The 20,645-nt window shown below is 59.4% G+C and carries 19 protein-coding genes; 13 read left to right on the forward strand and 6 right to left on the reverse strand.

What is annotated here, in order from left to right; all coding sequences use genetic code 11:
• Positions 1–52 precede the first annotated feature (52 nt).
• Positions 53–274 carry a DUF2093 domain-containing protein gene (locus G6L97_RS01705; protein ID WP_003519053.1) on the reverse strand — a complete coding sequence of 74 codons (222 nt, stop codon included), beginning with the start codon at positions 272–274 and terminating at the stop codon, positions 53–55.
• A 149-nt stretch (positions 275–423) separates the two neighbouring features.
• The gene (gene mutL, locus G6L97_RS01710) at positions 424–2,244 is read right to left on the reverse strand and encodes a DNA mismatch repair endonuclease MutL (RefSeq protein WP_111783300.1); all 1,821 of its coding nucleotides are present in this window, start codon (positions 2,242–2,244) and stop codon (positions 424–426) included.
• 407 nt (positions 2,245–2,651) lie between these two features.
• Here mutL and G6L97_RS01715 point away from each other — a divergent pair, with 407 nt between their 5' ends.
• Together G6L97_RS01715 and G6L97_RS01720 are read left to right on the forward strand one after the other, a co-directional pair.
• Positions 2,652–4,271 carry a response regulator gene (locus tag G6L97_RS01715; protein ID WP_162686650.1) on the forward strand — a complete coding sequence of 540 codons (1,620 nt, stop codon included), beginning with the start codon at positions 2,652–2,654 and terminating at the stop codon, positions 4,269–4,271.
• A 141-nt stretch (positions 4,272–4,412) separates the two neighbouring features.
• Positions 4,413–5,765, forward strand: a complete 1,353-nt coding sequence (locus G6L97_RS01720) for a putative bifunctional diguanylate cyclase/phosphodiesterase (RefSeq protein WP_003519050.1) — start codon at positions 4,413–4,415, stop codon at positions 5,763–5,765.
• 94 nt (positions 5,766–5,859) lie between these two features.
• Here the strand turns inward: G6L97_RS01720 and G6L97_RS01725 are convergent, their stop codons facing one another.
• From G6L97_RS01725 to G6L97_RS01740, 4 genes are all read right to left on the reverse strand, one after another.
• Positions 5,860–6,747: an SMP-30/gluconolactonase/LRE family protein gene (locus G6L97_RS01725; RefSeq protein WP_111783298.1), complete on the reverse strand. Its 888-nt coding sequence runs from the start codon at positions 6,745–6,747 to the stop codon at positions 5,860–5,862.
• Positions 6,748–6,751: 4 nt separating this feature from the next.
• The gene (locus G6L97_RS01730) at positions 6,752–7,381 is read right to left on the reverse strand and encodes a 2-dehydro-3-deoxy-6-phosphogalactonate aldolase (protein ID WP_111783297.1); all 630 of its coding nucleotides are present in this window, start codon (positions 7,379–7,381) and stop codon (positions 6,752–6,754) included.
• 77 nt (positions 7,382–7,458) lie between these two features.
• Positions 7,459–8,373 carry a 2-dehydro-3-deoxygalactonokinase gene (locus G6L97_RS01735; RefSeq protein WP_111783296.1) on the reverse strand — a complete coding sequence of 305 codons (915 nt, stop codon included), beginning with the start codon at positions 8,371–8,373 and terminating at the stop codon, positions 7,459–7,461.
• Positions 8,373–9,143, reverse strand: coding sequence for an SDR family NAD(P)-dependent oxidoreductase (locus tag G6L97_RS01740; protein WP_111783295.1), 771 nt, complete (start codon positions 9,141–9,143; stop codon positions 8,373–8,375). The genes G6L97_RS01735 and G6L97_RS01740 overlap by 1 nt, the downstream gene beginning before the upstream one ends.
• An 84-nt stretch (positions 9,144–9,227) precedes the next feature.
• Between G6L97_RS01740 and G6L97_RS01745 the strand changes: the two genes are divergently transcribed.
• The 11 genes from G6L97_RS01745 to G6L97_RS01795 all read left to right on the forward strand — a co-directional run bounded on the left by G6L97_RS01745 (position 9,228) and on the right by G6L97_RS01795 (position 20,645).
• The gene (locus G6L97_RS01745) at positions 9,228–10,097 is read left to right on the forward strand and encodes an IclR family transcriptional regulator (protein WP_162686618.1); all 870 of its coding nucleotides are present in this window, start codon (positions 9,228–9,230) and stop codon (positions 10,095–10,097) included.
• A gap of 208 nt (positions 10,098–10,305) precedes the next feature.
• Positions 10,306–11,046: a helix-turn-helix transcriptional regulator gene (locus tag G6L97_RS01750; RefSeq protein WP_065658270.1), complete on the forward strand. Its 741-nt coding sequence runs from the start codon at positions 10,306–10,308 to the stop codon at positions 11,044–11,046.
• A gap of 78 nt (positions 11,047–11,124) precedes the next feature.
• Positions 11,125–12,348, forward strand: coding sequence for a CmpA/NrtA family ABC transporter substrate-binding protein (locus G6L97_RS01755; protein ID WP_111783294.1), 1,224 nt, complete (start codon positions 11,125–11,127; stop codon positions 12,346–12,348).
• A gap of 127 nt (positions 12,349–12,475) precedes the next feature.
• Entirely contained in the window at positions 12,476–13,627 is a 1,152-nt protein-coding gene (locus G6L97_RS01760; RefSeq protein ID WP_065702785.1) for an Mrp/NBP35 family ATP-binding protein, read from the forward strand.
• 337 nt (positions 13,628–13,964) lie between these two features.
• Positions 13,965–14,942, forward strand: coding sequence for a magnesium/cobalt transporter CorA (gene corA, locus G6L97_RS01765; RefSeq protein WP_003511691.1), 978 nt, complete (start codon positions 13,965–13,967; stop codon positions 14,940–14,942).
• A 15-nt stretch (positions 14,943–14,957) separates the two neighbouring features.
• The gene (locus G6L97_RS01770) at positions 14,958–16,877 is read left to right on the forward strand and encodes a potassium transporter Kup (protein ID WP_003511693.1); all 1,920 of its coding nucleotides are present in this window, start codon (positions 14,958–14,960) and stop codon (positions 16,875–16,877) included.
• A gap of 146 nt (positions 16,878–17,023) precedes the next feature.
• Positions 17,024–18,175 carry a cell wall hydrolase gene (locus G6L97_RS01775; protein WP_019564219.1) on the forward strand — a complete coding sequence of 384 codons (1,152 nt, stop codon included), beginning with the start codon at positions 17,024–17,026 and terminating at the stop codon, positions 18,173–18,175.
• 270 nt (positions 18,176–18,445) lie between these two features.
• Positions 18,446–18,811 carry an AtpZ/AtpI family protein gene (locus G6L97_RS01780; RefSeq protein WP_003511695.1) on the forward strand — a complete coding sequence of 122 codons (366 nt, stop codon included), beginning with the start codon at positions 18,446–18,448 and terminating at the stop codon, positions 18,809–18,811.
• Between the two features lie 60 nt (positions 18,812–18,871).
• The gene (locus G6L97_RS01785) at positions 18,872–19,621 is read left to right on the forward strand and encodes a F0F1 ATP synthase subunit A (protein WP_003511697.1); all 750 of its coding nucleotides are present in this window, start codon (positions 18,872–18,874) and stop codon (positions 19,619–19,621) included.
• 73 nt (positions 19,622–19,694) lie between these two features.
• Entirely contained in the window at positions 19,695–19,922 is a 228-nt protein-coding gene (locus G6L97_RS01790) for a F0F1 ATP synthase subunit C (RefSeq protein WP_003494147.1), read from the forward strand.
• A gap of 81 nt (positions 19,923–20,003) precedes the next feature.
• Entirely contained in the window at positions 20,004–20,645 is a 642-nt protein-coding gene (locus tag G6L97_RS01795) for a F0F1 ATP synthase subunit B (protein WP_003511698.1), read from the forward strand.

Below are 20,645 nucleotides of genomic sequence, written 5' to 3' on the forward strand. Positions count from 1 at the left end.
CGAAAAGAAGAGTTCTCACACGCGGCCATTTCGGGCGTGCTTCCGCGCCTGATCAGGCGGGCAAATTACCAGCCTTGCGCTCTGCCTCCAGTGAGGCGCTGGCATCCACATAGGCTTCCTGCCGGGCGACGCTCCAGTAACGCAGCTCGTCGACCGGAATGGTCTTGCCGGTGATGGCGCATATGACATGCGAGCCGGTCTGCACGATCCGGAAGTCACCGTCGAGATATTCGATGACGGCGATGCGGTTTCCGCCTCCCTCAAATCTGTTCATCCGTTTTCGTCTCCTGCTATGTCCTGTCAGTGCATCCAGCCCGAAACGGCGTAGCGTTCTCCTGAACAATCCGGATGCTCCAGTCCCTTGAATTTATATCGCTGAGCTACGCCCAAGGCCAGCCCTGCCTGCTGCCCCCGGGTTAAGGCTCAGCTTCGGCCGAAGAGACGTTCTATATCGGAAAGTTTTAGCTCAATATAGGTCGGACGACCGTGATTGCACTGTCCTGAACCCGGCGTGTTTTCCATCTGCCGTAAAAGCGCGTTCATCTCCTCCGGCCGCATGCGCCGCCCTGAACGCACCGAGCCGTGGCAAGCCATGGTGGCGGCGACATATTCCAGCTTGTTGGCAAGCGTGGAGGCAGCGTCCCATTCAGCGATCTCGTCGGCAAGCTGCCGCACCAGCCCCTGCACGTTCACCTCGCCAAGCATCGCCGGCGTTTCGCGAACCGCGACCGCCCCCGGCCCGAAACGCTCGATGACCAGTCCCAGCGCATCGAAACCAGCCGCATGATCCATCAGCATGTCGCAATCCTCTTCGGGAAGGTCGATGATCTCAGGAATGAGCAGCACCTGTGAAGGCGGGCGTCTGGAATGCAGCGCATTGCGCATTTCCTCAAACACCAGCCGTTCATGCGCCGCATGCTGGTCGACGATGACGAGGCCGTCTTCCGTCTGCGCGACGATGTAGTTCTGGTGCAACTGCGCCCGCGCGGCGCCGAGCGGATATTGTGACGGTTCCAGCGACGGGCTTGCAGAGGCCTCGTAAACCTCGCGGGGTTCTGCCCGCGCGGTCGGCATGGTGATGTCGGAAAAGCGCGATTGCACGGCCTCGGCAAATTGCATGTTCCCGGAAACGGCAAGCGGTCGGGAAGGCGAGGCCGCGGCGGACCATGTCGCAGCGGCAGACGGTCGGAGATTGGACGGGCTGTAGCCGGGGCGAAAGGCGTTCATCATCTGGCTGGCACCAGTCGTCGCCGCCCTGTCACCGTCGCGGGTCAGCGCCTGGCGGATCGCACCGACGATCAGCCCGCGAACCAGGCCGGGATCGCGGAAGCGCACATCTGATTTCGCCGGATGCACGTTCACGTCGACAAAGGCGGGATCGAGCGTCAGGGACAGCACCGCGACCGGATATCGCCCGTGCGGCACGGTTTCGGCATAGGCACCGCGAATGGCGGACAACAGCAATTTGTCCTGCACCGGGCGACCGTTGACGAAGACATATTGATGCGCCGAGTTGCCGCGGTTGAAGGTCGGCACGCCGGCAAAACCGGAGAGCGTTACATCCTCGCGCCCGGCATCGATTTCGATGGCGTTGTCCTTGAACTCGGCACCGAGAATCTGCGCCATGCGGGCAAGATGATCGTCGCCGGTGGAGGGGATTTCAAGCGTGGAGCGGTCGGTGCCTGACAGCACGAAGCGGATATGCGGAAAGGCAATTGCCATCCGCTTGACGACTTCGGTAATGGCGGCTGCCTCCGCTCGCTCCGTTTTCAGGAATTTCAGCCGTGCGGGCGTCGCGAAAAACAGGTCGCGCACCTCGACGATGGTGCCGGCATTGGCCGCGGCGGGCCGGACCTCGGAGACTTTGCCGCCGGTGACGGAGATCACCGAACCCTGTTCTGCGCCGTGTTGCCGGCTGGTGATGGAAAGCTTGGCAACCGAGCCGATGGAGGGCAGGGCCTCGCCGCGAAAGCCAAGCGTGCGGATATCGTCAAGCGTGGTGGATATTTTCGAGGTGCAATGGCGTCGGACCGCAAGCTCCAGATCGGCAGGCGACATGCCGGAGCCGTTATCGGTGATGCGCACCAGTCCCTTGCCACCGCCCGCCGTGGCGATTTCGATGCGCGTTGCGCCCGCGTCGATGGCGTTTTCCACCAGCTCCTTCGTGGCGCTGGAGGGTCTTTCGATGACCTCGCCGGCGGCGATCTGGTTGATGAGGGTTTCTGAAAGCTGCTTGATGGCCATGATCGTCATTTTCGCGGATTCGTCACGGCTTCGAAAGCAAAAAACTCAAGTGGTGAAAGTTTGCACATGTTTTGCGGCCTGCCCGGCGTTTGATCATTTCCGTTCAACGTCAGGATAAGCGTTAATCCGCCTTTAATCGGCCTTGCATATGGTGAGGCGGCTTGAAATGACTGCAGGAACGAGGCCCCCCTTCGCCGGGTGGTGTGACGTCGTATATGGGTGAACGTCATCTTCCCCTCAAGACTGCTTCAAGTAGCGAACCCTGATGTCTCTTTTGCGGAATTTACCGTTTCATCCCGGCATTTGCCTCGGACGATTCCAATAGAAACATAAGCCTGACCCTGAAAACAGGTGGGAGTTTGCAGTTGAGTGATTTGGCGTCCTCCGGCGCGGGCGTTCATACGGTGATGCTTGATGCCCTTTGCGACGCGCTTGGCGCGGCGATCGTCGTTTACGACCGGAACGATCACATCGTTTTCGCAAGCCGGAAGCTTTTGAGTTTTTTTCCACTGCAAGAGGCCGTTATCGGGCCGGGCGCGCGGCTGCGCGACTATCTGAGCGCGCTTTACGATTGTTATCTTCTGGAAGCGGAAAGCCTGTCCGCCAATGCCCGGCAGCTGGGACGCGAGGAATGGATTGGCGAGCGGCTGGCGCTGCACTGGAAGGAAAGGTCTGAAAAAACCGAGCGGCTGAAGGGGGAGCGCTTCCTGCGCTTCGTCATGAACCGCCTGCCTTCCGGGCTGGGCATCAGCGTCGTTGCCGATATTTCCGAACAGAAGAAAAGAGAAGAACAGTGGCGCATCGACCTCGAACGCGTGCAACTGATCGAAGACATTCTCGACAATCTGCCGTTTCCGGTCCTCGTCAAGGACCGGAACCTCGCCTATGTCGCCGTAAATAAAGCCGCCTGCACTATGGTCGAGACCAGTGCAGAGAGCATTCTCGGCCGCACGGTTTTCGATCTGCATTCGCGCCAGGTCGCAGGCCGGATCGACGCTGCCGATCGCATGGTGCTGGACAGCGGCACGCCGAGCATCCTTCCCGAAAGGGTGAGGCGCGCGAATGGTGAAGAGGTGCTGACGATTACTCGCAAGCAGCGGGTGGGTCGGCCTGGCCGGCATTTTCTGGTCACGACGATGGAGGACGTGACCGCGCTCGCCACCATCGACGCGAACGGCATGCCCATTATCCCCTCGCTCGAACATGTCGATTTCGTCGCCTCCACCTATGGCAAGGATGAAGATCGCGATTCCGCAGGCGGTCTGCTGAAAAGCAAGGCAGTGCTGGTGGTTTCCGGAAACGGGCGCTTTGCCGAAGCCGCCTGCCACCGGCTTGCCGCGAGCGGCATGGATCATGCCGTGGTGAGGAGCGAGGAAGAACAGCGTAGTTTCATCGATATCGCCGCTTCCGCAGGCGTCGGCATCGATGTCGTCGTTGTCGACGCCCAGATGAGTGTCACATGCCTCGATATCGCGGCTGCGCATGACCTGCCGGTCGTCACCATCGAGGAAGAGGAGATCGACGCTTCGCTGCTGCATTATCTCGCCGTCGGCCTCAAATCGTCTCCGAAGGAAAAGTCCTCCGACGAGGACTGGGAGATCATGACCGAGGACCTGCCCAAAATCCTCAAGACTGGCGGCGTCTGCGAGATACTTCTCGTTGAGGACAACAGGGTCAACCAGATCGTCTTCTCACAAATCCTTGAGGGATTGGGGCTGTCCTGGCGGCTTGCCACGTCGGGTGAGGAGGCGTTGCGTCTTTTTGCGGAACAGGCGCCGTCCGTCGTCCTGCTCGACACCACGCTTGGCGATATCGACGGTTTCGAGGTCGCCCGCCGTATGCGTGCACTGGCCGGCGACGAGCGCATTCCCATCGTCGGCGTCATCACCCACGCTTTCGAGGGCGATCTCGACAAATGCCTGGCGGCGGGCATGGAGGACATGCTGCTGAAACCCGTCAGTCCCGATATGGTCGATGCCGTTTTTCTGCGCCTTTTCGGCAAGGATGCCCTGCGGCTGCAAGCCTGAAGCTCCTCCATTTCGGTTTTTTTGTTCGAGCCGCTGGCCTTGCGGAAACGCCGACGCATTTTCGGTGCGCGGTTCTATGGCTTTTTTAATACTTGCCCTGCATTGTGATCGCGGTCGACACGGGATTCACGAGATGCAGGAATGAAACGGGCAGAGCCGCAGGCGTTGCACGTCAGCCAGAACGAGCTGCAGGCGATGGCTTACAGCGATCCGCTGACGGGGCTTGGCAATCGTTACCGTTTGCGGGACAAAATCCGCATGCTCGCCAGCGAGCGTTCCAGCGATCCCGCGCCCTTCACCGTCGGCATTGCGAATATTGACGGCTTCAAACCCATCAACGATCTTTTCGGCGTGCAGGCGGGCGACGAGATTTTGTGCCAGGTCGCGCATCGGCTGAAGGCTTGCATTCCCGATGGCGCCGCCGTGACGCGCCATGATGGCGACGAGTTCGCCTTCGTGCTGCCGCTGGTATTCGAACGCACCGGCGCAGAGCGCATCGGCAACATGATCAAGGACGTGCTTTCTGCGCCTTACGATCTCGGCGACCGCAACGTCCGGCTTTCCTCCTCCTTCGGTTTTGCCATCTATCCCTTCGCCGGCGATGATTTCGAGGATTTGCTGAAAAGCGCCGAGACTGCGCTTTACCGCTCCAAGCGCCGTGGTCGTGGCCAGATAACGGTCTATTCGCGCGAGATTGCGCAGGAAATGAAGCGCGCCACCCAGCTGGAACAGGCGTTGCGTAACGCCATCATCACCGATGCGATCGACGTGCATTTCCAGCCCATCGTCAGGCTGGAAGAAGCGAAGGTCATCGGTTTCGAGGCACTCGCCCGCTGGAACGACCCCGATCTCGGTTTCGTGTCGCCCGCCGTTTTCGTGCCGCTGGCCGAAGAACGCGGTTTCATCGACGCGCTGTCGGAAGCGCTGCTGAGGAAGGCGGCGGAAGCGGCGCTGTTCTGGCCGCGAGAGCTTTTCCTGTCCTTCAACCTGTCTTCCGCGCAATTGATGGACCCCGGCACAGCGGATAATATTCTGTCCATCCTGTCGCGTGTCGGCCTTGATCCGCACCGGCTGGAGCTTGAAATCACCGAAACCGCTGTCATGACATCCGCCGATACCGCGCAGCGCATCATCAGCGAATTGCAGGGTGCGGGTGTTCGTATCTCTCTCGACGATTTCGGCACCGGCCAGTCGAGCCTTGGCCGTCTGCGCGACTTTACCTTCGACAAGGTCAAGATCGACCGCGCCTTTGTCTCCCGCATCAGCAGCGACCGTCCTTCGGAACATATCATCAAGGCCATCGTCGCCATGTGCGAAGGGCTTGATCTCGAGGTCGTCGCGGAGGGTATCGAGGAGCAGGCGGAAGAGGAAAAACTGCGCGCGCTCGGCTGCGCTATGGGGCAGGGCTATTTTTACGGCCGCCCCGCCGATGCCGCCGCCACGCAGCGCTACCTTCACGAAAACTATCGCGAGATCCTGTCGGATATTCCCTGAGAAATGGAATGGCCTTGCACATAAGGCTGTAGGGACCTCCCCAACCTCATCCCTGTGACGAGCACAGGAATGAGAAGGCGGCACGCGCCGCGCTTCACAACCGGTAGAGCGGCTCGAACCTGCCCTTGATCTCAATCCCGAGCTCGAATGTCTTTCCGTGCTGCGGATTGGCGGCAATGGCGTCGTCGTCAAGATTTTCGCGGGCGGATGTGATGAGAAGGCGCGACGCATCGGGGCCGATGAAGGCCGGGCAGGTGGTCTGTCCCGCTGGCACCAGATAGCGTTCGATGTGGTTGCCGTCGGCATCGTAACGATCGACCGCACCCATACCCCAGCGGGCGTTCCAGATATGCCCTTCCGCATCGCAGACCGATCCGTCTACGCCACCGTCGATGCCGGCGGTGTCAATGAACACCTCTGCCTTGCCGGTGGGAAGTCCCGTCTCGGCATCGAGCGGCACCCTCATCAGCTCGTTGACCTTGGTGTCGACGTAATATCCGGTCGCGCCATCGGGCGAAAAGCAGATCGAATTTGGAATGCTGACATCGGCAAAAAGCTTGGTCACGGTTCCCCTGGCAACGTGGTAGATGCTGCCCGCGCCGATTTGCGCCTTGCGGCCCATGGTGCCGATCCACAGCGCGCCCGAGGGATGCATACGCCCGTCATTGGAGCGGTTGTCGGGCATGTCATTTTCAAGCTCCGCATGCAGCGTCAACACGCCGGTTGCCGTATCGCGAAGGAAAAGGCCGTCATCGGAGGCGATCAATTGCTTGTGGTCGCTGATTTTCGCCAGTGCGCTGCCCATGAAGGGCAGGGCGTGCACCGTTTTGCGGCCGGAGGCGAGATGCAATTCATGCAGTTCGCGCCCGATGATATTGAACCACCAGGCCGTGCCGGTCGCCGGGTCGAAAGTCGGGCCTTCGCCAAGCGTCATCGGCGTTTCGTCAAGAACACGTCCGGCAAAGGGAAAAACGGTCGCCATGCTTTTATCCTCCAATTGCTGCATCATAGGCCGAAAGTGTGACGATGGCGCGCTCGCGCACCTCCGCAGCCGTCATGCCGGGCTTATAGAGACTGGTGCCAAGCCCGAAAGCGATGATGCCGGCGTTGGTATAGTCGGCGAAATTCTTGTCCGAGACGCCACCAACGGCGGCAATGACCAGATCCTTCGGCAGGATCGTCCGGATCGCATTGATGCCGGACGGGCCGATGATGCTGGCGGGAAAGAACTTCAGCCCGGTTGCTCCGGCCTTTGCGGCGACCAAAGCCTCGGTCGGAGTCAGAACGCCCGGCATCGTCACCATGCCCTTGACGCGCGCGGCGGTGATGACGTCGGCATCGGCGTTGGGGCTGACCATCAGCTTGCCACCGGCGGCGTCCAGCGCATCCACGTCTTCCGTGCTGAGCACGGTGCCGGCGCCGATCAGGCAATCGGCGGGCGCCATCTTCGCGGCGATCTCGATCGAGCGGAACGGATCGGGCGAATTGAGCGGGATTTCGATGGCGCGGAAGCCGGTCTCGATCAGCGCGCCGACGACGCCTTCTGTTTCCTCGGGTTTAAGGCCGCGCAGGATGGCGATCAGCGGATATTTCATGGCGGGGAAGGGGATACGCATGGTGGGTCTTTCGTCCTTGAGCGGGATAGCGAAAAGCGGTAGCGGTTTTCGCCTGGAATTCCGCTCCACTGAATAATCTATGACCAGATGGCATTTGCGGCGGCTAACAACCCGCGCCGAACGGCCTCGTCTGCGTCGATGACAGTATATTGAATCTCAAGGGCTGCGAATGCACCCTCGTAAAGCGCACCGAGCGCGCCGGAGCCGATCAGCACCACCGGCGTGTCCCGCCGTACGGAGGAATGCGCACCGGCGATTTCCAGTCCGATCATGATGCCGGAAAGCTTGGCCTTGGCGTCTGTCGCGGTGAGGCCGTGCAGCAATTGTCCGGAGCGCAGGGTGAACAGACGGTTGGTGGCGAGCTGCGGATTGGCATAGACGTCGCGCACGGCCGCCCTGAATACCTCGTGCTCGCCGGTAAAGGCGTCGGCTTCCGCCACCGCATGGGAAAGGATGGTCTGTTTCGAGATGACCTCGAACAGCTCACCGGTCATGAAGGTGGCAAAGCCCGTCACGTCGCTGCCATCCACCGTTACCCATTTGGAATGGGTGCCGGGCATGCAGACCAGCTTCCTGCCGCCACCGGCGGAGCTGAGTGCACCGAGCAATTGCGTTTCTTCGCCACGCATCACATCAGGTGCGTTTTTGTCCCGCTGCGCCAACCCCGGCAGAATGCGGACATCCCGTTCCTGACCCGGCACGCGCACCGCACCATCAAGAACCGCTGAAAGCGATGCAGGCACGTCGATATAACCGGCCTCCACCCAGCCCTGCCGCGCACCTGCCATGCCGCAGATAAGAACCGGCAGTTTTTCCGGTGCGCCGATGGCATCGAGATGCGATTGCAGCACCTCTGTAAAGCCGGTCCGCATGGCCGTCGTCATGCCTTCAGCACTTCTGCGCTCAGCCAGCACCGCGCCGGACCGGCTGAGCAGCCAGAGCCGGAAACTGGTCGTGCCCCAGTCGACGGCGATAAAAGCGGGTTCAGACATTATAACAGGCCTCCGTCTACGATTATGGATTGCGCGGTGATCGCGCTCGATGCCGATGATGCGAGAAACAGGCACGGACCCACCAGATCGGCGGCGACAAGCGTGCGCTTGAGACATTGCCGTGCCGTGGTCGAGGTGACGTCGTCGTCCGTCAGCCACAATTCTTTCTGCCGTTCCGTCACGATCATGCCCGGCAGCAGCGTGTTGACGCGGATATTTTCCGGCCCCAACCGTCCGGCCAGGCTTTTCGTCAGGCCGATGATGCCGGCCTTGGCTGCCGCATAAGAAGGAAGCTCGCCCATGTTCAGCAAAAACGAAATCGAGGAGAAATTGATGATGGCTGCGTCCTGCGCCTGCCGCAGATGTGGCAAGGCGGCCTGAACCGTGAAGAACATCTGCTTGAGATTGACGGCCTGATTGGCATCCCAATAGGCTTCTGTGACGGTATCGATGTCGTGGCGGTCGTCCCATGCGGCATTGTTGACGAGCACCTTGATGCCGCCGGTTGCAGCTGCTGCCGCCTCCACGCTCTGCCGGGTCGCCGCAATATCGCGCAGGTCGGTCTTGAAGAAATGGACCGGATGGCGTGCGGCATGAGCAAGCCGCGCAACGAGCGCCACACTCGGCTCTTCGGCGATGTCGATGAACGCGACCCTTGCGCCCTGCGCCGCAAAGGCCTCCACCAGCGATGCCCCGATGCCGGAGCCGCCGCCGGTGACGAGCACGCCCGCGTCCTTGAGGTCAGGGAAATGGGCTTGCATCATCGACATCGTCTCGTCCAGTGAGGGGCTTGATTGTTCCATTATTTGGAACTAGATTTTACTAAGTGGAATTATTCTCTTGGCCGCAGGCTTATGTCAAGACAGATGACGGTGGATGTTGCCATGCCCGATCACAAAAACCCAAATGACAGCGAGCATGAGGTGGTTCCTGCCTTGGATCGAAAAAAGGAAAGCGTAACCGGCACGCTTGGTAAGGCCGTCTCGCTTCTGGAGCTTATCGCCCTTGCCGAAAAACCGATGCGCTTCACCGACGTTGTCGAGGCTTGCGGCCAGCCGCGCGGCACGGTGCACCGCCAGCTCGCCCATCTCGTGGCCGAAGGTCTGGTCGATCATGTCGCCGACCAGACCTATGTCGTGGGTCTGAGGCTGCTGCAATTGGCTGCCAAGGCCTGGAGCGGCAATGATCTGCGCAGCGTTGCCGCGCCGCATCTGGCGGCATTGCAGGAGGCGACGCAGGAATCCGTGCATCTTGCCGTTCTGAACGGCGGGCAAGTCACCTATTTGGACAAGATGGAGGGCAAGCATACTTTGCGCATGCATTCGCATGTGGGCAAGACATCCCCCGCCTACTGCACAGGGGTGGGCAAGGCCGCGCTGTCAATGCTTTCCCCTGACGAACTCGCTGCACTTGCCGCAGAGCTGGACTTCCACCGCTTCACGCAAAATACGATCGTAACCCCGCAAATGCTGGCGCAGGATGTGGCCGCCATTCGCAGCAATGGCTACGGTTTCGACCTTCAGGAGCATGAAATCGGCATCCACTGCGTTGCCGCGCCGGTATGGGCGCCGGGGCGCAATTTTCTCGCGGCGATTTCCGTCACCGGCCCAGCCTATCGCGTGGATGTGGAGCAACTGCGGAAATGGGGTCCTCTGGTGCGCGAAACGGCCGATCAAATTTCGGCGGAACTTGCCTGCAGATTATCTCCGGTTGCGAATGGTTGAGAAAAATGGATGCGTGAAGCTGTTGGTTTCCGCTCCAAAAACGGCAGATCGCGCGCCGATGCGTGTAAGTGAAATCTTATTTTCGATTATTCGGAATTAAGTTTCAACTTTTGTTTGCATGAATCATTTTGGCGAGTAACATCCGCGCAATTTCCGCACGAAGGCAGGCCTTTGCGGCGGTATTTTCTCTTTTTTGAAGAACCGCTTCATGCAGAAAACAGAGACGGCCGCCGTTCAGTCGATTGGTGTTGATTGCGTTCGCGAGATCGCCGGTCTCAACACGCAATTCGATATATTCCGGTTTTTGAAACGGCTGACGGAAGCCTGGGGATTCAAGGCCTTCATGGTGCTTGACCTCTCGGCCGAAATGGCGAGCGAATTGTCGCAATGCACCATCATCACCAGCTGGCCGGCCGAGCTTTTGCAGCGTTATGATGAAGAGGGCATGCTGCAGAGAAGCCGGGTGATGGCGCAGTTAAAGAAATCGACCACACCCTTTTCCGTCTCCCTGGATTTTCTGGTCAGCGGCGACGAAAACGCGCCGAAGAAACCGGTCGTCGGACTTTTTGAGCGGTTCGATATGATCAATTCGGTGTGGTTCCCCGTTCACGACATCACCACGATGCGGGGAGCGGTGTCCTTTTCCGGTAACAAAACGACTTTGCCCACCAGCCAGCTAGCGGAACTTTTTTACATTTCCAGCCACATCTTTGCCCGGCTATCTGAAATCCGCCGCCTTGACCTGCGGGTTCCCGAGACATTGAACGAGCGCGAGATAGATTGTCTGAACTGGACGGCCGCCGGCAAGACCAGCGCCGAGATCGCTGAAATCATGATGCTCTCGGAACATACCATCAATCACTACCTGAACCGTGCGACGAAAAAACTCGATACGGTCAACCGCACCCAAGCCGTCGCAAAGGCGCTCCGGGTCGGTCTGATTAAATAGCGAAACCGCAAATTTATCATTGTGATAAATGGGTTCCTGGGCGATCCTTCTTTCGAATCACCGGGAAGGAGAAATCGTTTGCCGGAACGGCATAGGATAAAAGCGGGGTTTTCTCCGACTGTCGATTGCGCCGTACTGATAGCCGCTGCCGAAAAAGGCTTTGCTGCCGACGAAGGCGTCGAACTGGAACTCATCCGAAAACAATCCGCGCGCGCCGTGCTTGCAGCACTTGGCGGGGACGAGGTTCAGATCGCCCATTTGCCCGCCGCGGTTCCCGTCGGTTCCGCGGTTGGCCTCGATGACCTGCCGGCCGATATTGTCGGCGTCTTCACTCTTTCCCTTGGCGGATCGGCAACGACCGTTTCGCACGGATTTTTCGACGAGCTTTACCGGGAGGGCATGAAGCTGCCGGACCCGGCCGCGTTCGGGCGGGCGATGGCCCGTGTCTGTTCCGCGCGCCGGGCGGCGGGTGAAAAACCGCCGGTCTTTGCGATAGAGGATATCGTGTCCACGCCGTTTTATGCGTTGCGTTATCTGCTCGGAAGCTGCGGTGTGCTGCTCGGCCGCGACATGGAAATCGTTGAAGCCCTGCCGAAGGCTATGCCGGCGCTTTTGGAAAGCGGCAAGGTCGATGCGCTCTGTACCGCCGAACCGGCGGGCAGCGCTGTGGTGCTGGGTGGCGGCGGGCGGATCGTCACCACGGGAGCGCTGATCTGGCACAATGCGCCTGAAAAGATACTGGCCGTGAAGCGGCCCTGGGCGGAAGAGAACGCCACTGTGCTGGAAGGCTTGCTGCGTTCGCTTTATCGCGCCGGCGAATGGTGCGCCAACTCCGCCAATATCGAGGAACTTACCGGCATTCTTGCCGCCCCCCATTATATTGACGAGAACGGCGAATTCTTGCTTCCGGCGCTGACGGGCTATATTTCCACTTCGCAAAGGGACATGCAGCGTTTTCAGGAGTTTTTCGTAACAAGCGCCAAGGCCGCCAATTTCCCCTGGCAAAGCCAGGCGCTGTGGTTCTTCAGCCAGATGTTGCGCTGGGGCGAGGTGCCCCCCGATCGCCGGTTCGATGCAGCCGTGGTGGAGGCCGCGCGCAATGCCTATCGGCCGGATATCTTCCGCAAGGCGATGAAGCCGCTTTTCGTGCCGGTGCCGGGCGCGAACCTGAAGCTGGAAGGCACGTTGCGGGAGCCGGTCCATGTCGGGGCGTCACGCTCGGGTCTTGTCCTCGGCCCCGACTGTTTTTTCGATGGTCGGGTTTTCGATCCGGAAACGCTTGATATGGACGACGAAATCTGAAGTCTGCGAATAAACCGTCGCGGTGATCCGCTGTTTGCGGTTTGGCATTGGCGAACGGGCCGCGTTTGTCTATGGATGGCGCGGAATGCAGCCCATATCCGGCGGGATGATGTAGCGGAGTAAACATATGGCAGAGGTCAGCAAGCACCAGGTCGAAAAGGCTTTGGAGGCAGTCATCTATCCGGGCAGCGGCAAAAGCATTGTGGCGCTTGGCATGGTCTCGGAAATCTTCATCGCCGACGCGAAAGCCTATTTCTCTATTACCGTCCCGGCCGACAGGGCAGCCGACATGGAGCCGTTGAGGCTTTCGGCTGAACAGGCCGCCAAGGGCGTTCCGGGTATCGCCGGTGCCGTCGTCGCGCTGACGGCGGATCGCAAACCCGGCACACAACAACCCGCACCGGCGCGCCCGGCACCAGCACCCGCGCGCCCTGCGGCTGCAACCGGCCGCCCGCCCGCGCAGCCCGGCTCGTCGAAGGTCGGCGTTCCCGGCGTCGGCGCGATCATCGCCGTTGCCTCGGGCAAGGGCGGGGTCGGCAAGTCCACGACCGCCGTCAACCTGGCGCTGGGCCTGCAGGCGCTGGGCCTCAAGGTTGGCATGCTCGACGCCGACATTTACGGCCCCTCGCTGCCACGACTGCTGAAGATTTCAGGACGCCCGCAGCAGCAGGAAGACCGCATCATCATTCCCATGGAAAATTACGGACTGAAGGTCATGTCCATGGGATTTCTGGTGGATGAGGAAGCGGCGATGATCTGGCGCGGGCCGATGGTTCAATCCGCATTGATGCAGATGTTGCGTGAAGTCGCCTGGGGTGAACTCGATGTGCTGGTGCTCGACATGCCGCCTGGCACCGGCGACGCGCAACTCACCATCGCCCAGCAGGTGCCGCTCGCCGGCGCCGTCATCGTCTCCACGCCGCAGGATCTGGCGCTGATCGACGCGCGCAAGGGCATCACCATGTTCCGCAAGGTGGAAGTGCCGCTGCTCGGCGTCGTCGAGAATATGAGCTACTTCATCGCACCGGATACCGGCGCGCGTTATGATATTTTCGGCCATGGCGGTGCCAAGGCAGAGGCTGAGCGGATTGGCGTGCCGTTCCTCGGCGAAGTGCCGCTCACCATTTCCATCCGTGAAATGTCTGATGCCGGAACGCCGGTGGTTGCCGCCGAGCCGGATGGTCCGCAGGCCGCCATCTACCGCGATATTGCGGAAAAAGTCTGGGCCCGCATCGGTGCGGGCGAAAGAAAAGCCGCCCCGAAAATCGTTTTCGAATAACGTACCGGTTAAGGAAGAAAAAAGGCCGGACGGTTGTCCTGCCTGGATATATTTTAAAAACAATATGTTAACTGGTGGCTTCGGGAAAGGCCGATGCATTTGAACGCCAGAGATGCATCGCCTGCAATGCTGTCGCGAGAAAATATTGCTTGATTGGGTCTCGCTTTGGGAGCATAGCCCTGCGCCGTTTGGTTCTTGGTCCGTCAGTCCGGCGGGATGTGAAAATCCCGCTCGTTCCGGTGTTCCCTGAAGTGTTGTCCAAAGGTTTGCCGACCTTGAACAGGATATGTTAAGCAGCATTGCGGCTGAAGCCAGCGATGCGGACCGGAGAAACGGATTGATAAAAGCCTATCGCGCCAACTGCGAGGCGATCAGCCTGTCGCCAGACGACGGCCGTGAACAGATTCCCGACGATATCGTCTGGATCGACCTTATCAATCCGACGAGGACGGAAGAGCAGTATGTTGAAAAACTGCTGGGGCTTGAGCTGCCCACCCGCGAGGATTTGAAGGATATCGAACCTTCCAGCCGCCTTTACATGGAAGATGGCAACGTCTTCATGACCGCCTCTCTGGTTTGGAAGGCAGATTCCGACGGTCCGCGCCTGACAGATGTCGCCTTTATTCTTGCCGGCAAGCGCCTTGTGACGATCCGTTATGCCGAGCCGAAATCATTCCACCTCTTCACCGCCGCCATCACCCGCGTGCCGCACGAGATGCGCAGCGGCACCGCGCTGTTGCTGAAACTGCTGGAAACCATCGTCGATCGCACGGCGGAAATTCTCGAAAACTCGGTGGCAGGCATCGACAATCTCGCCGCCGATCTTCTCGGCAGCCAGGCGCGCAGCAAGCGCAAGGCGCCGCGTTATCTGGAAGACCGACTGACGAACATTGCCGCCTATCACCGGCTGATCTCCAAGGTTCGTGACAGCCTTGCTTCCCTTGCACGCCTGCAGACTTTCCTGTCCACAAGTGGGCAGGTCCAGCAGGACAAGGAAGCGAGGGAACAGAGCAAATCGATCGGTCGGGATATCCAGTCGTTGAGCGAACATGCCTCCTTCGTTTCCGGCAATCTGACATTCCTGCTGGACGCTTCTCTCGGCATCATCAACATTGAGCAGAACGGCATCATCAAGATCTTCTCGATCGCGTCGGTCGTGTTCCTGCCGCCCACTCTGGTGGCGTCGGTTTACGGAATGAACTTTCAGCTCATGCCGGAGTTGAACTGGACGTTTGGCTATCCACTCGCGCTCGTCGTCATGCTGATGTCGGCAATCATCCCGTTTCTCTTTTTCCGTTGGAAGGGCTGGCTCTAAGGAGCCAGGATCATCATGTCTCAAATCGCAGACAAGGACTTTACCGAGAAGCCGGATTCGGATGACAAGCATCAGAACAAGGGGCTTTATGCCGCGATCCTTGGTTCTATCGGCGTCGTCTACGGCGATATCGGCACCAGCCCGCTCTATGCCTTCCGCGAAGCGCTAAAGCCGATCGCCTATGATGGCGTGACGAGAGAAGAAGTCATCGGCCTGACATCCCTGATGATCTGGTCTCTGACGATCATCGTGACGTTCAAATATATCACGCTCCTGCTGCGCGCCGACAATGACGGCGAGGGCGGCACACTCTCGCTTCTGGCGCTGTTGATGAAGACGGCGGGCACTCACCGCAGCGTTCTCATCGTGCTCGGCCTCATCGGCGCAGCCCTGTTCCTGGGCGATGCCATGATCACGCCGGCGCTATCAGTGCTTTCGGCGGTGGAGGGTCTGAAGCTCGTCACTCCGGCCATGGACGACTTTATTATTCCGATCTCCGTCTGCATTCTCATCGGCCTATTCGCGATCCAATCGCACGGTACGGGAACGGTGGCGAAATTCTTCGGACCGATCACCGCTGTCTGGTTCCTGGTCATGGGTTTAGCCGGCCTCATTCACATCGCCGATGATTTCGGCATTCTCTATGCCTTCAACCCCTGGCATGCGGTCGAGTTTCTCGCCAATGAAGGCTTTTATGGCATCGTCGTGCTGGGCGCGGTTTTCCTGACGATCACCGGTGCTGAAGCGCTTTATGCCGATCTCGGCCATTTCGGCCGCCGTCCCATCCAGTGGGCATGGTTCTGTCTGGTTTTCCCGGCGCTGACGCTGAATTATCTCGGTCAGGGCGCGCTGGTTCTCAAGGACCCGGCGGCGATGTCCAATCCGTTTTACCTGATGTTCCCGCAATGGGCGATCCTGCCGGCCGTCATTCTTGCGACCGCCGCCACCATCATCGCCAGCCAGGCGGTTATAACAGGCGCGTTCTCGCTCGTGCGTCAGGCGATCCATCTCGGCTATCTGCCGCGCATGGAAATCCTCTTCACTTCGGAAACCAATACCGGGCAGATCTATCTTCCTGCCGTCAACACCATCCTGCTGTTCGGCGTCGTCGCACTGGTGCTCACCTTCAAGAGTTCGGATGCACTGGCCACCGCCTACGGCATTTCCGTTACCGGCGCGATGGTCGTCACCAGCATGATGTTCTTCGAATTCGTTCGCAAGCGCTGGCAATGGTCCATCTGGCTGGCGATTGGCGTGCTGGCGCCGCTTCTGCTGCTGGAACTGATTTTCCTCGGTGCAAACCTGCTCAAGATACATGATGGCGGCTATGTGCCGGTGTTGCTGGCAATCGCTTTCACCATCATCATGACCACCTGGCAGCGCGGCTCGAAAATCCTCTTCGCCAAAACCCGCCGCAGCGACGTGCCGCTGAAGGCTTTCGTGGCTTCGGTGGAAAAGGAAAGCGCCCATGCGCCGGTGCGCGTGCCCGGCACAGCGATTTTCCTGACTGGCGATCCGGATGCCGCACCCGCTGCATTGCTGCACAATCTCAAGCACAACCACGTCCTGCACGACAAGAACGTGATTTTGACGATCCGCACGGAAGACCAGCCGCGCGTCCGTCCCGAAAATCGTTACACACTGACGAAGCTGAGCGATCGTTTTGCCGTGGTCGAACTGCATTTCGGCTTCATGGAAACGCAGAACGTCACCCAGGCGCTCGGTTACCTCAGGCGCACGGGTTACAAGTTCGACATCATGTCCACCTCGTTTTATCTCGGTCGCCGCAAGCTGGTGCCGGATCCGAAATCGGGCATGCCCGGCTGGCAGAACCGACTGTTCATCGCGCTTGCCGAAACGGCCGCCGATCCCTCGGACTACTTCCGCCTTCCGGCCAACCGCGTGGTGGAACTCGGGTCTCACGTCGTCGTCTGATTATTAGAAGGTGGTTACACATTAACGTGAAGCCGCGCCCGCGCGCGGCGTTAACCAAGCATCAAGGTTAATAAGAGATTCTCGAACACCTGTAACAAATATGGTTCCTGGTGTTCGGAGTGCTGGTTTTGCGTTCGAAAAGAGTAATGCGTCGTCGGTCCTTTGCGTCCCTTCAGGCATGGACCTCACCCGTTGTCTTCGGCCTTGCTGCCTGGCTCGTCTTTCCTTCCATTGCCGCACGCGCTGATTTGGCCTCCCTGCTGGCAGGGCTGGACAATGGCGGCGAGCAATGGCGCATGGTGCTGACCGCGTCTCCGGCAGGCTCTGTCCATAATGCCTCGCTTACCTTTAACGATGCGGAAGGGGAGGCGGCGTTGCATGGCAGCGGCATGACGCTGCCCGATGGCCGCAAGGTTGCTTTCGTCACCAACAAGAAGGGTGACGAGACGACACCCGACAGCGAGCGCGTCAACCGTGCCGCCAAAAAGGGTCGCATCGTCGCAACCGAAATCATGCAGCCGCCAAAGGCCTTCACCGCCGGTTCCGTGCTGGAACGCACCAGCATGCTGGATATAGAGCCGCTGAAGCGCAAGGACCGCACGGCTTTCGTGAAACCGAAACGCGGCAGCGACGTCAAACTTGCCTCCTTCTATTTCCGCCGTGAAGAAAAGAAGGCGGACAAAAGCGTCTCTCCGATGCTGGCGGAACTCGTCACCAACAGGACTCCCGATATTCTCGCCACGGCTTACGCGCCGGCCGAACCGGACTTCGCCCGTGAATCGCCGTTCGACGCCATTCTGAAAAAGCCGGAGGCCGGCCGCTTCGTGCCGTTGATCGGCGCGGACGATCACGCATGGGCGGCAACGCCGCTGCCCGCTGCCGTGTTTTCCGCAGCCGAACAGCAATGCCTCGCATCCGGCATATATTTCGAGGCGCGCGGTGAATCGGTCAAGGGACAGGCGGCGGTGGCACAGGTGATCCTTAACCGCGTGCGCAACCCCGCTTATCCGAAAACCATCTGCGGTGTGGTTTATCAGAACAAGGACTGGCGCAACCGCTGCCAGTTCTCCTTCGCCTGCGACAATATAAAGGACCGGGTGAATTCCGAACGTCACTGGAAAATGGCCCGCGAAGTGGCCATGGCAACCACCGCCGGCAAAATCTGGCTGACGGAAGTGGGCTCGGCGACTCACTATCATGCCGTCTATGTTCGTCCCGCCTGGGGAAAATCCATGAAGAAGGTCGGCAGGATTGGCTTGCACGTCTTTTATCGAACCTATGGTGGCGGCTGGAGCTGATACCACCGCCAATTTGTCGCAATTTGCGTGTCAAAAATGCCGATTCCCGGGGGAAACATCGTCGACAAACGGCGATTTGGCGTTAAGCCTTTGTTTTCAAATATTTAATTTGTGAAAAAACAAGCTTCGCCAGTGCCTTGACTAGCGAAGCCCCTAAAACTATGTTGCGCGCGACTTCAGAGCGGGCTGGAACAGGCTTAATCCGTCACCGTTTACAACTCCAAAGGGTTCTGGCATGGCTGGAACGGAGAAAATGGGTGGGATTTTAAGATGACTGGCAACCGTGACGATAGTCTGGACGAGCGTCGCAAGCGCCTTGCCGAAGAGTTGGCAAAGGTGAAGGCGGAGGATGAGGCGGAAGTGAGGGCGGAGACCAATGCCGCGGAAAGCCGGAAAGGCTTTGCGATGGCGGTGAAGCTCTCATCGGAGTTCATTTCGGCCATCGTGGTCGGCGCTATGCTGGGTTATCTTCTGGACTATTTTGTCGGCACGACGCCGTGGGGGATGATCGTTCTTCTTCTTCTCGGTTTCTGCGCAGGCGTATTGAATGTGTTGCGCTCCACGGGCGCGGTGGCAAAGCCGCCGCTGCTTGAGAGAGCCGACAAGCGAGACGAGGGTGGAAAAGACGGCGTTTAAGCTGTTTTTTCTTGCAGTTGAGATGCCGCCATGAGCGGCGACAGGTAAAGAGGGCAGCCGGTGGCAAACGATCCGACCCATCAGTTCTTGGTGCAGCCGATCATTCCGATCGAAATTGGCGGCGTCGATTTTTCCTTCACCAATGCGTCGCTTTTCATGGTCGCGACCGTGGCCGCCGCTTCCGGTTTCCTTTATTTCGCAACGTCGAGCCGCGGTCTGATCCCGACCCGCATGCAGTCCGTTGCTGAAATGTCCTATGAATTCATCGCCTCCATGCTGCGCGAAGGCGCCGGCAAAAAGGGCATGGTGTTCTTCCCATTCGTATTCTCGCTGTTCATGTTCGTGCTGACTGCGAACCTTCTCGGCATGTTCCCGTATTTCTTCACGGTCACCAGCCAGATCATCGTCACCTTCGCGCTTGCCTGCCTCGTCATTGGCACGGTCGTCGTTTACGGTTTCTACAAGCACGGTCTGCATTTCTTCGGCATCTTCGCACCTTCTGGCGTGCCGAAGGCGCTTTTGCCGCTTGTCGCGTCAATTGAAATGATTTCGTTCCTGTCGCGTCCGATCAGCCTTTCCGTTCGTCTCTTCGCGAACATGCTGGCTGGCCACATCACGCTCAAGGTTTTCGCAGGCTTCGTCGCCTCCATGGGTGCGCTCGGCGCGCTCGGTATCGGCGGTGCAGTCCTGCCTCTCATCATGACGGTCGCAATGACCGCTCTCGAATTTCTCGTTGCCTTCCTGCAGGCTTATGTGTTCGCGGTACTGACTTGCATGTACCTGAACGACGCCGTGCATGGTGGTCACTGAGAAGTAAAGTCGCTGGCCCCGGCAACGGGCGCCAAAAGATAGCCGCAACAACCAATATCTCAAGGAGTCTCACATGGAAGCGGAAGCAGCAAAGTACATCGGCGCAGGTCTCGCATGCCTCGGCATGGCTGGTACGTCCCTCGCACTCGGCCGTATCTTCGGTGATTACCTCTCCGGTGCACTGCGCAACCCCTCTGCTGCCGACAGCCAGTTCGGCCGTCTGGTATTCGGCTTCGCCGTTACGGAAGCTCTGGGCATCTTCTCGCTGCTCGTAGCTCTCCTTCTCCTGTTCGCTGTCTAATAACGGCATCAGGTCTGGATCACGGCTCGCGCAAATTGCGTGCCGTGATCCTTCGCATTTGCAGTCCCCCTGGAGGTGAGCATGTTCGTGACCGAGGCTTATGCCCAGTCAGCACCGACCGTAGGTGAAACGCATACGGAAACTCCGGCTGTCGGCCAGCCGCAACCGGAAGCCACGCACACGGAAACCGGTGTAGCGCACGGCGCCGAACACGGTGCTTCCGGCGTTTTCCCGCCGTTCGACCAGTCTACTTATGCATCGCAGGTCCTGTGGCTGGCGATCACGTTCGGCCTTTTCTACCTGCTCATGCAGAAGGTCATCGTTCCTCGCGTCGGCGGCATTCTTGAAAACCGTCATGGGCGCATTGCACAGGATCTCGATGAAGCGGCACGGCTGAAAAGCGAAGCCGACGCAGCCGTCGAAACCTATGAAAAAGAACTCGCGGCAGCCCGCGCCAAGGCAAGCTCGATAGGCTCCGCGGCACGTGACGCCGCCAAGGCGAAAGCCGATGCCGACCGCGTCGCTATCGAAGCCGGACTTGCCGAGAAGCTTGCCGCCGCCGAAAAGCGCATTGCGGGTATCAGGGATCAGGCATTCGCGGATGTCGGCGCCATTGCCGAGGAAACCGCGACCGCAATCGTTGACCAGCTGGTTGGCGCCAAGGTCAAGGATGCCGACGTCAAGGCCGCCATTGCAGCCGCTTCGACTGTGAAGGGAGCCTGA

The organism is Agrobacterium tumefaciens, from assembly GCF_013318015.2.
Taxonomy (GTDB): domain Bacteria; phylum Pseudomonadota; class Alphaproteobacteria; order Rhizobiales; family Rhizobiaceae; genus Agrobacterium; species Agrobacterium tumefaciens.

Excerpts from the sequence above, each read along its gene's own strand:
- G6L97_RS01705 (WP_003519053.1), bottom strand. The coding sequence starts at position 274 with ATGAACAGATTTGAGGGAGGCGGAAACCGCATCGCCGTCATCGAATAT.
- mutL (WP_111783300.1), bottom strand. The coding sequence starts at position 2,244 with ATGGCCATCAAGCAGCTTTCAGAAACCCTCATCAACCAGATCGCCGCC.
- G6L97_RS01715 (WP_162686650.1), top strand. The coding sequence starts at position 2,652 with ATGCTTGATGCCCTTTGCGACGCGCTTGGCGCGGCGATCGTCGTTTAC.
- G6L97_RS01720 (WP_003519050.1), top strand. The coding sequence starts at position 4,413 with ATGAAACGGGCAGAGCCGCAGGCGTTGCACGTCAGCCAGAACGAGCTG.
- G6L97_RS01725 (WP_111783298.1), bottom strand. The coding sequence starts at position 6,747 with ATGGCGACCGTTTTTCCCTTTGCCGGACGTGTTCTTGACGAAACGCCG.
- G6L97_RS01730 (WP_111783297.1), bottom strand. The coding sequence starts at position 7,381 with ATGCGTATCCCCTTCCCCGCCATGAAATATCCGCTGATCGCCATCCTG.
- G6L97_RS01735 (WP_111783296.1), bottom strand. The coding sequence starts at position 8,373 with ATGTCTGAACCCGCTTTTATCGCCGTCGACTGGGGCACGACCAGTTTC.
- G6L97_RS01740 (WP_111783295.1), bottom strand. The coding sequence starts at position 9,143 with ATGTCGATGATGCAAGCCCATTTCCCTGACCTCAAGGACGCGGGCGTG.
- G6L97_RS01745 (WP_162686618.1), top strand. The coding sequence starts at position 9,228 with ATGTCAAGACAGATGACGGTGGATGTTGCCATGCCCGATCACAAAAAC.
- G6L97_RS01750 (WP_065658270.1), top strand. The coding sequence starts at position 10,306 with ATGCAGAAAACAGAGACGGCCGCCGTTCAGTCGATTGGTGTTGATTGC.
- G6L97_RS01760 (WP_065702785.1), top strand. The coding sequence starts at position 12,476 with ATGGCAGAGGTCAGCAAGCACCAGGTCGAAAAGGCTTTGGAGGCAGTC.
- G6L97_RS01770 (WP_003511693.1), top strand. The coding sequence starts at position 14,958 with ATGTCTCAAATCGCAGACAAGGACTTTACCGAGAAGCCGGATTCGGAT.
- G6L97_RS01775 (WP_019564219.1), top strand. The coding sequence starts at position 17,024 with ATGCGTCGTCGGTCCTTTGCGTCCCTTCAGGCATGGACCTCACCCGTT.
- G6L97_RS01780 (WP_003511695.1), top strand. The coding sequence starts at position 18,446 with ATGACTGGCAACCGTGACGATAGTCTGGACGAGCGTCGCAAGCGCCTT.
- G6L97_RS01790 (WP_003494147.1), top strand. The coding sequence starts at position 19,695 with ATGGAAGCGGAAGCAGCAAAGTACATCGGCGCAGGTCTCGCATGCCTC.
- G6L97_RS01795 (WP_003511698.1), top strand. The coding sequence starts at position 20,004 with ATGTTCGTGACCGAGGCTTATGCCCAGTCAGCACCGACCGTAGGTGAA.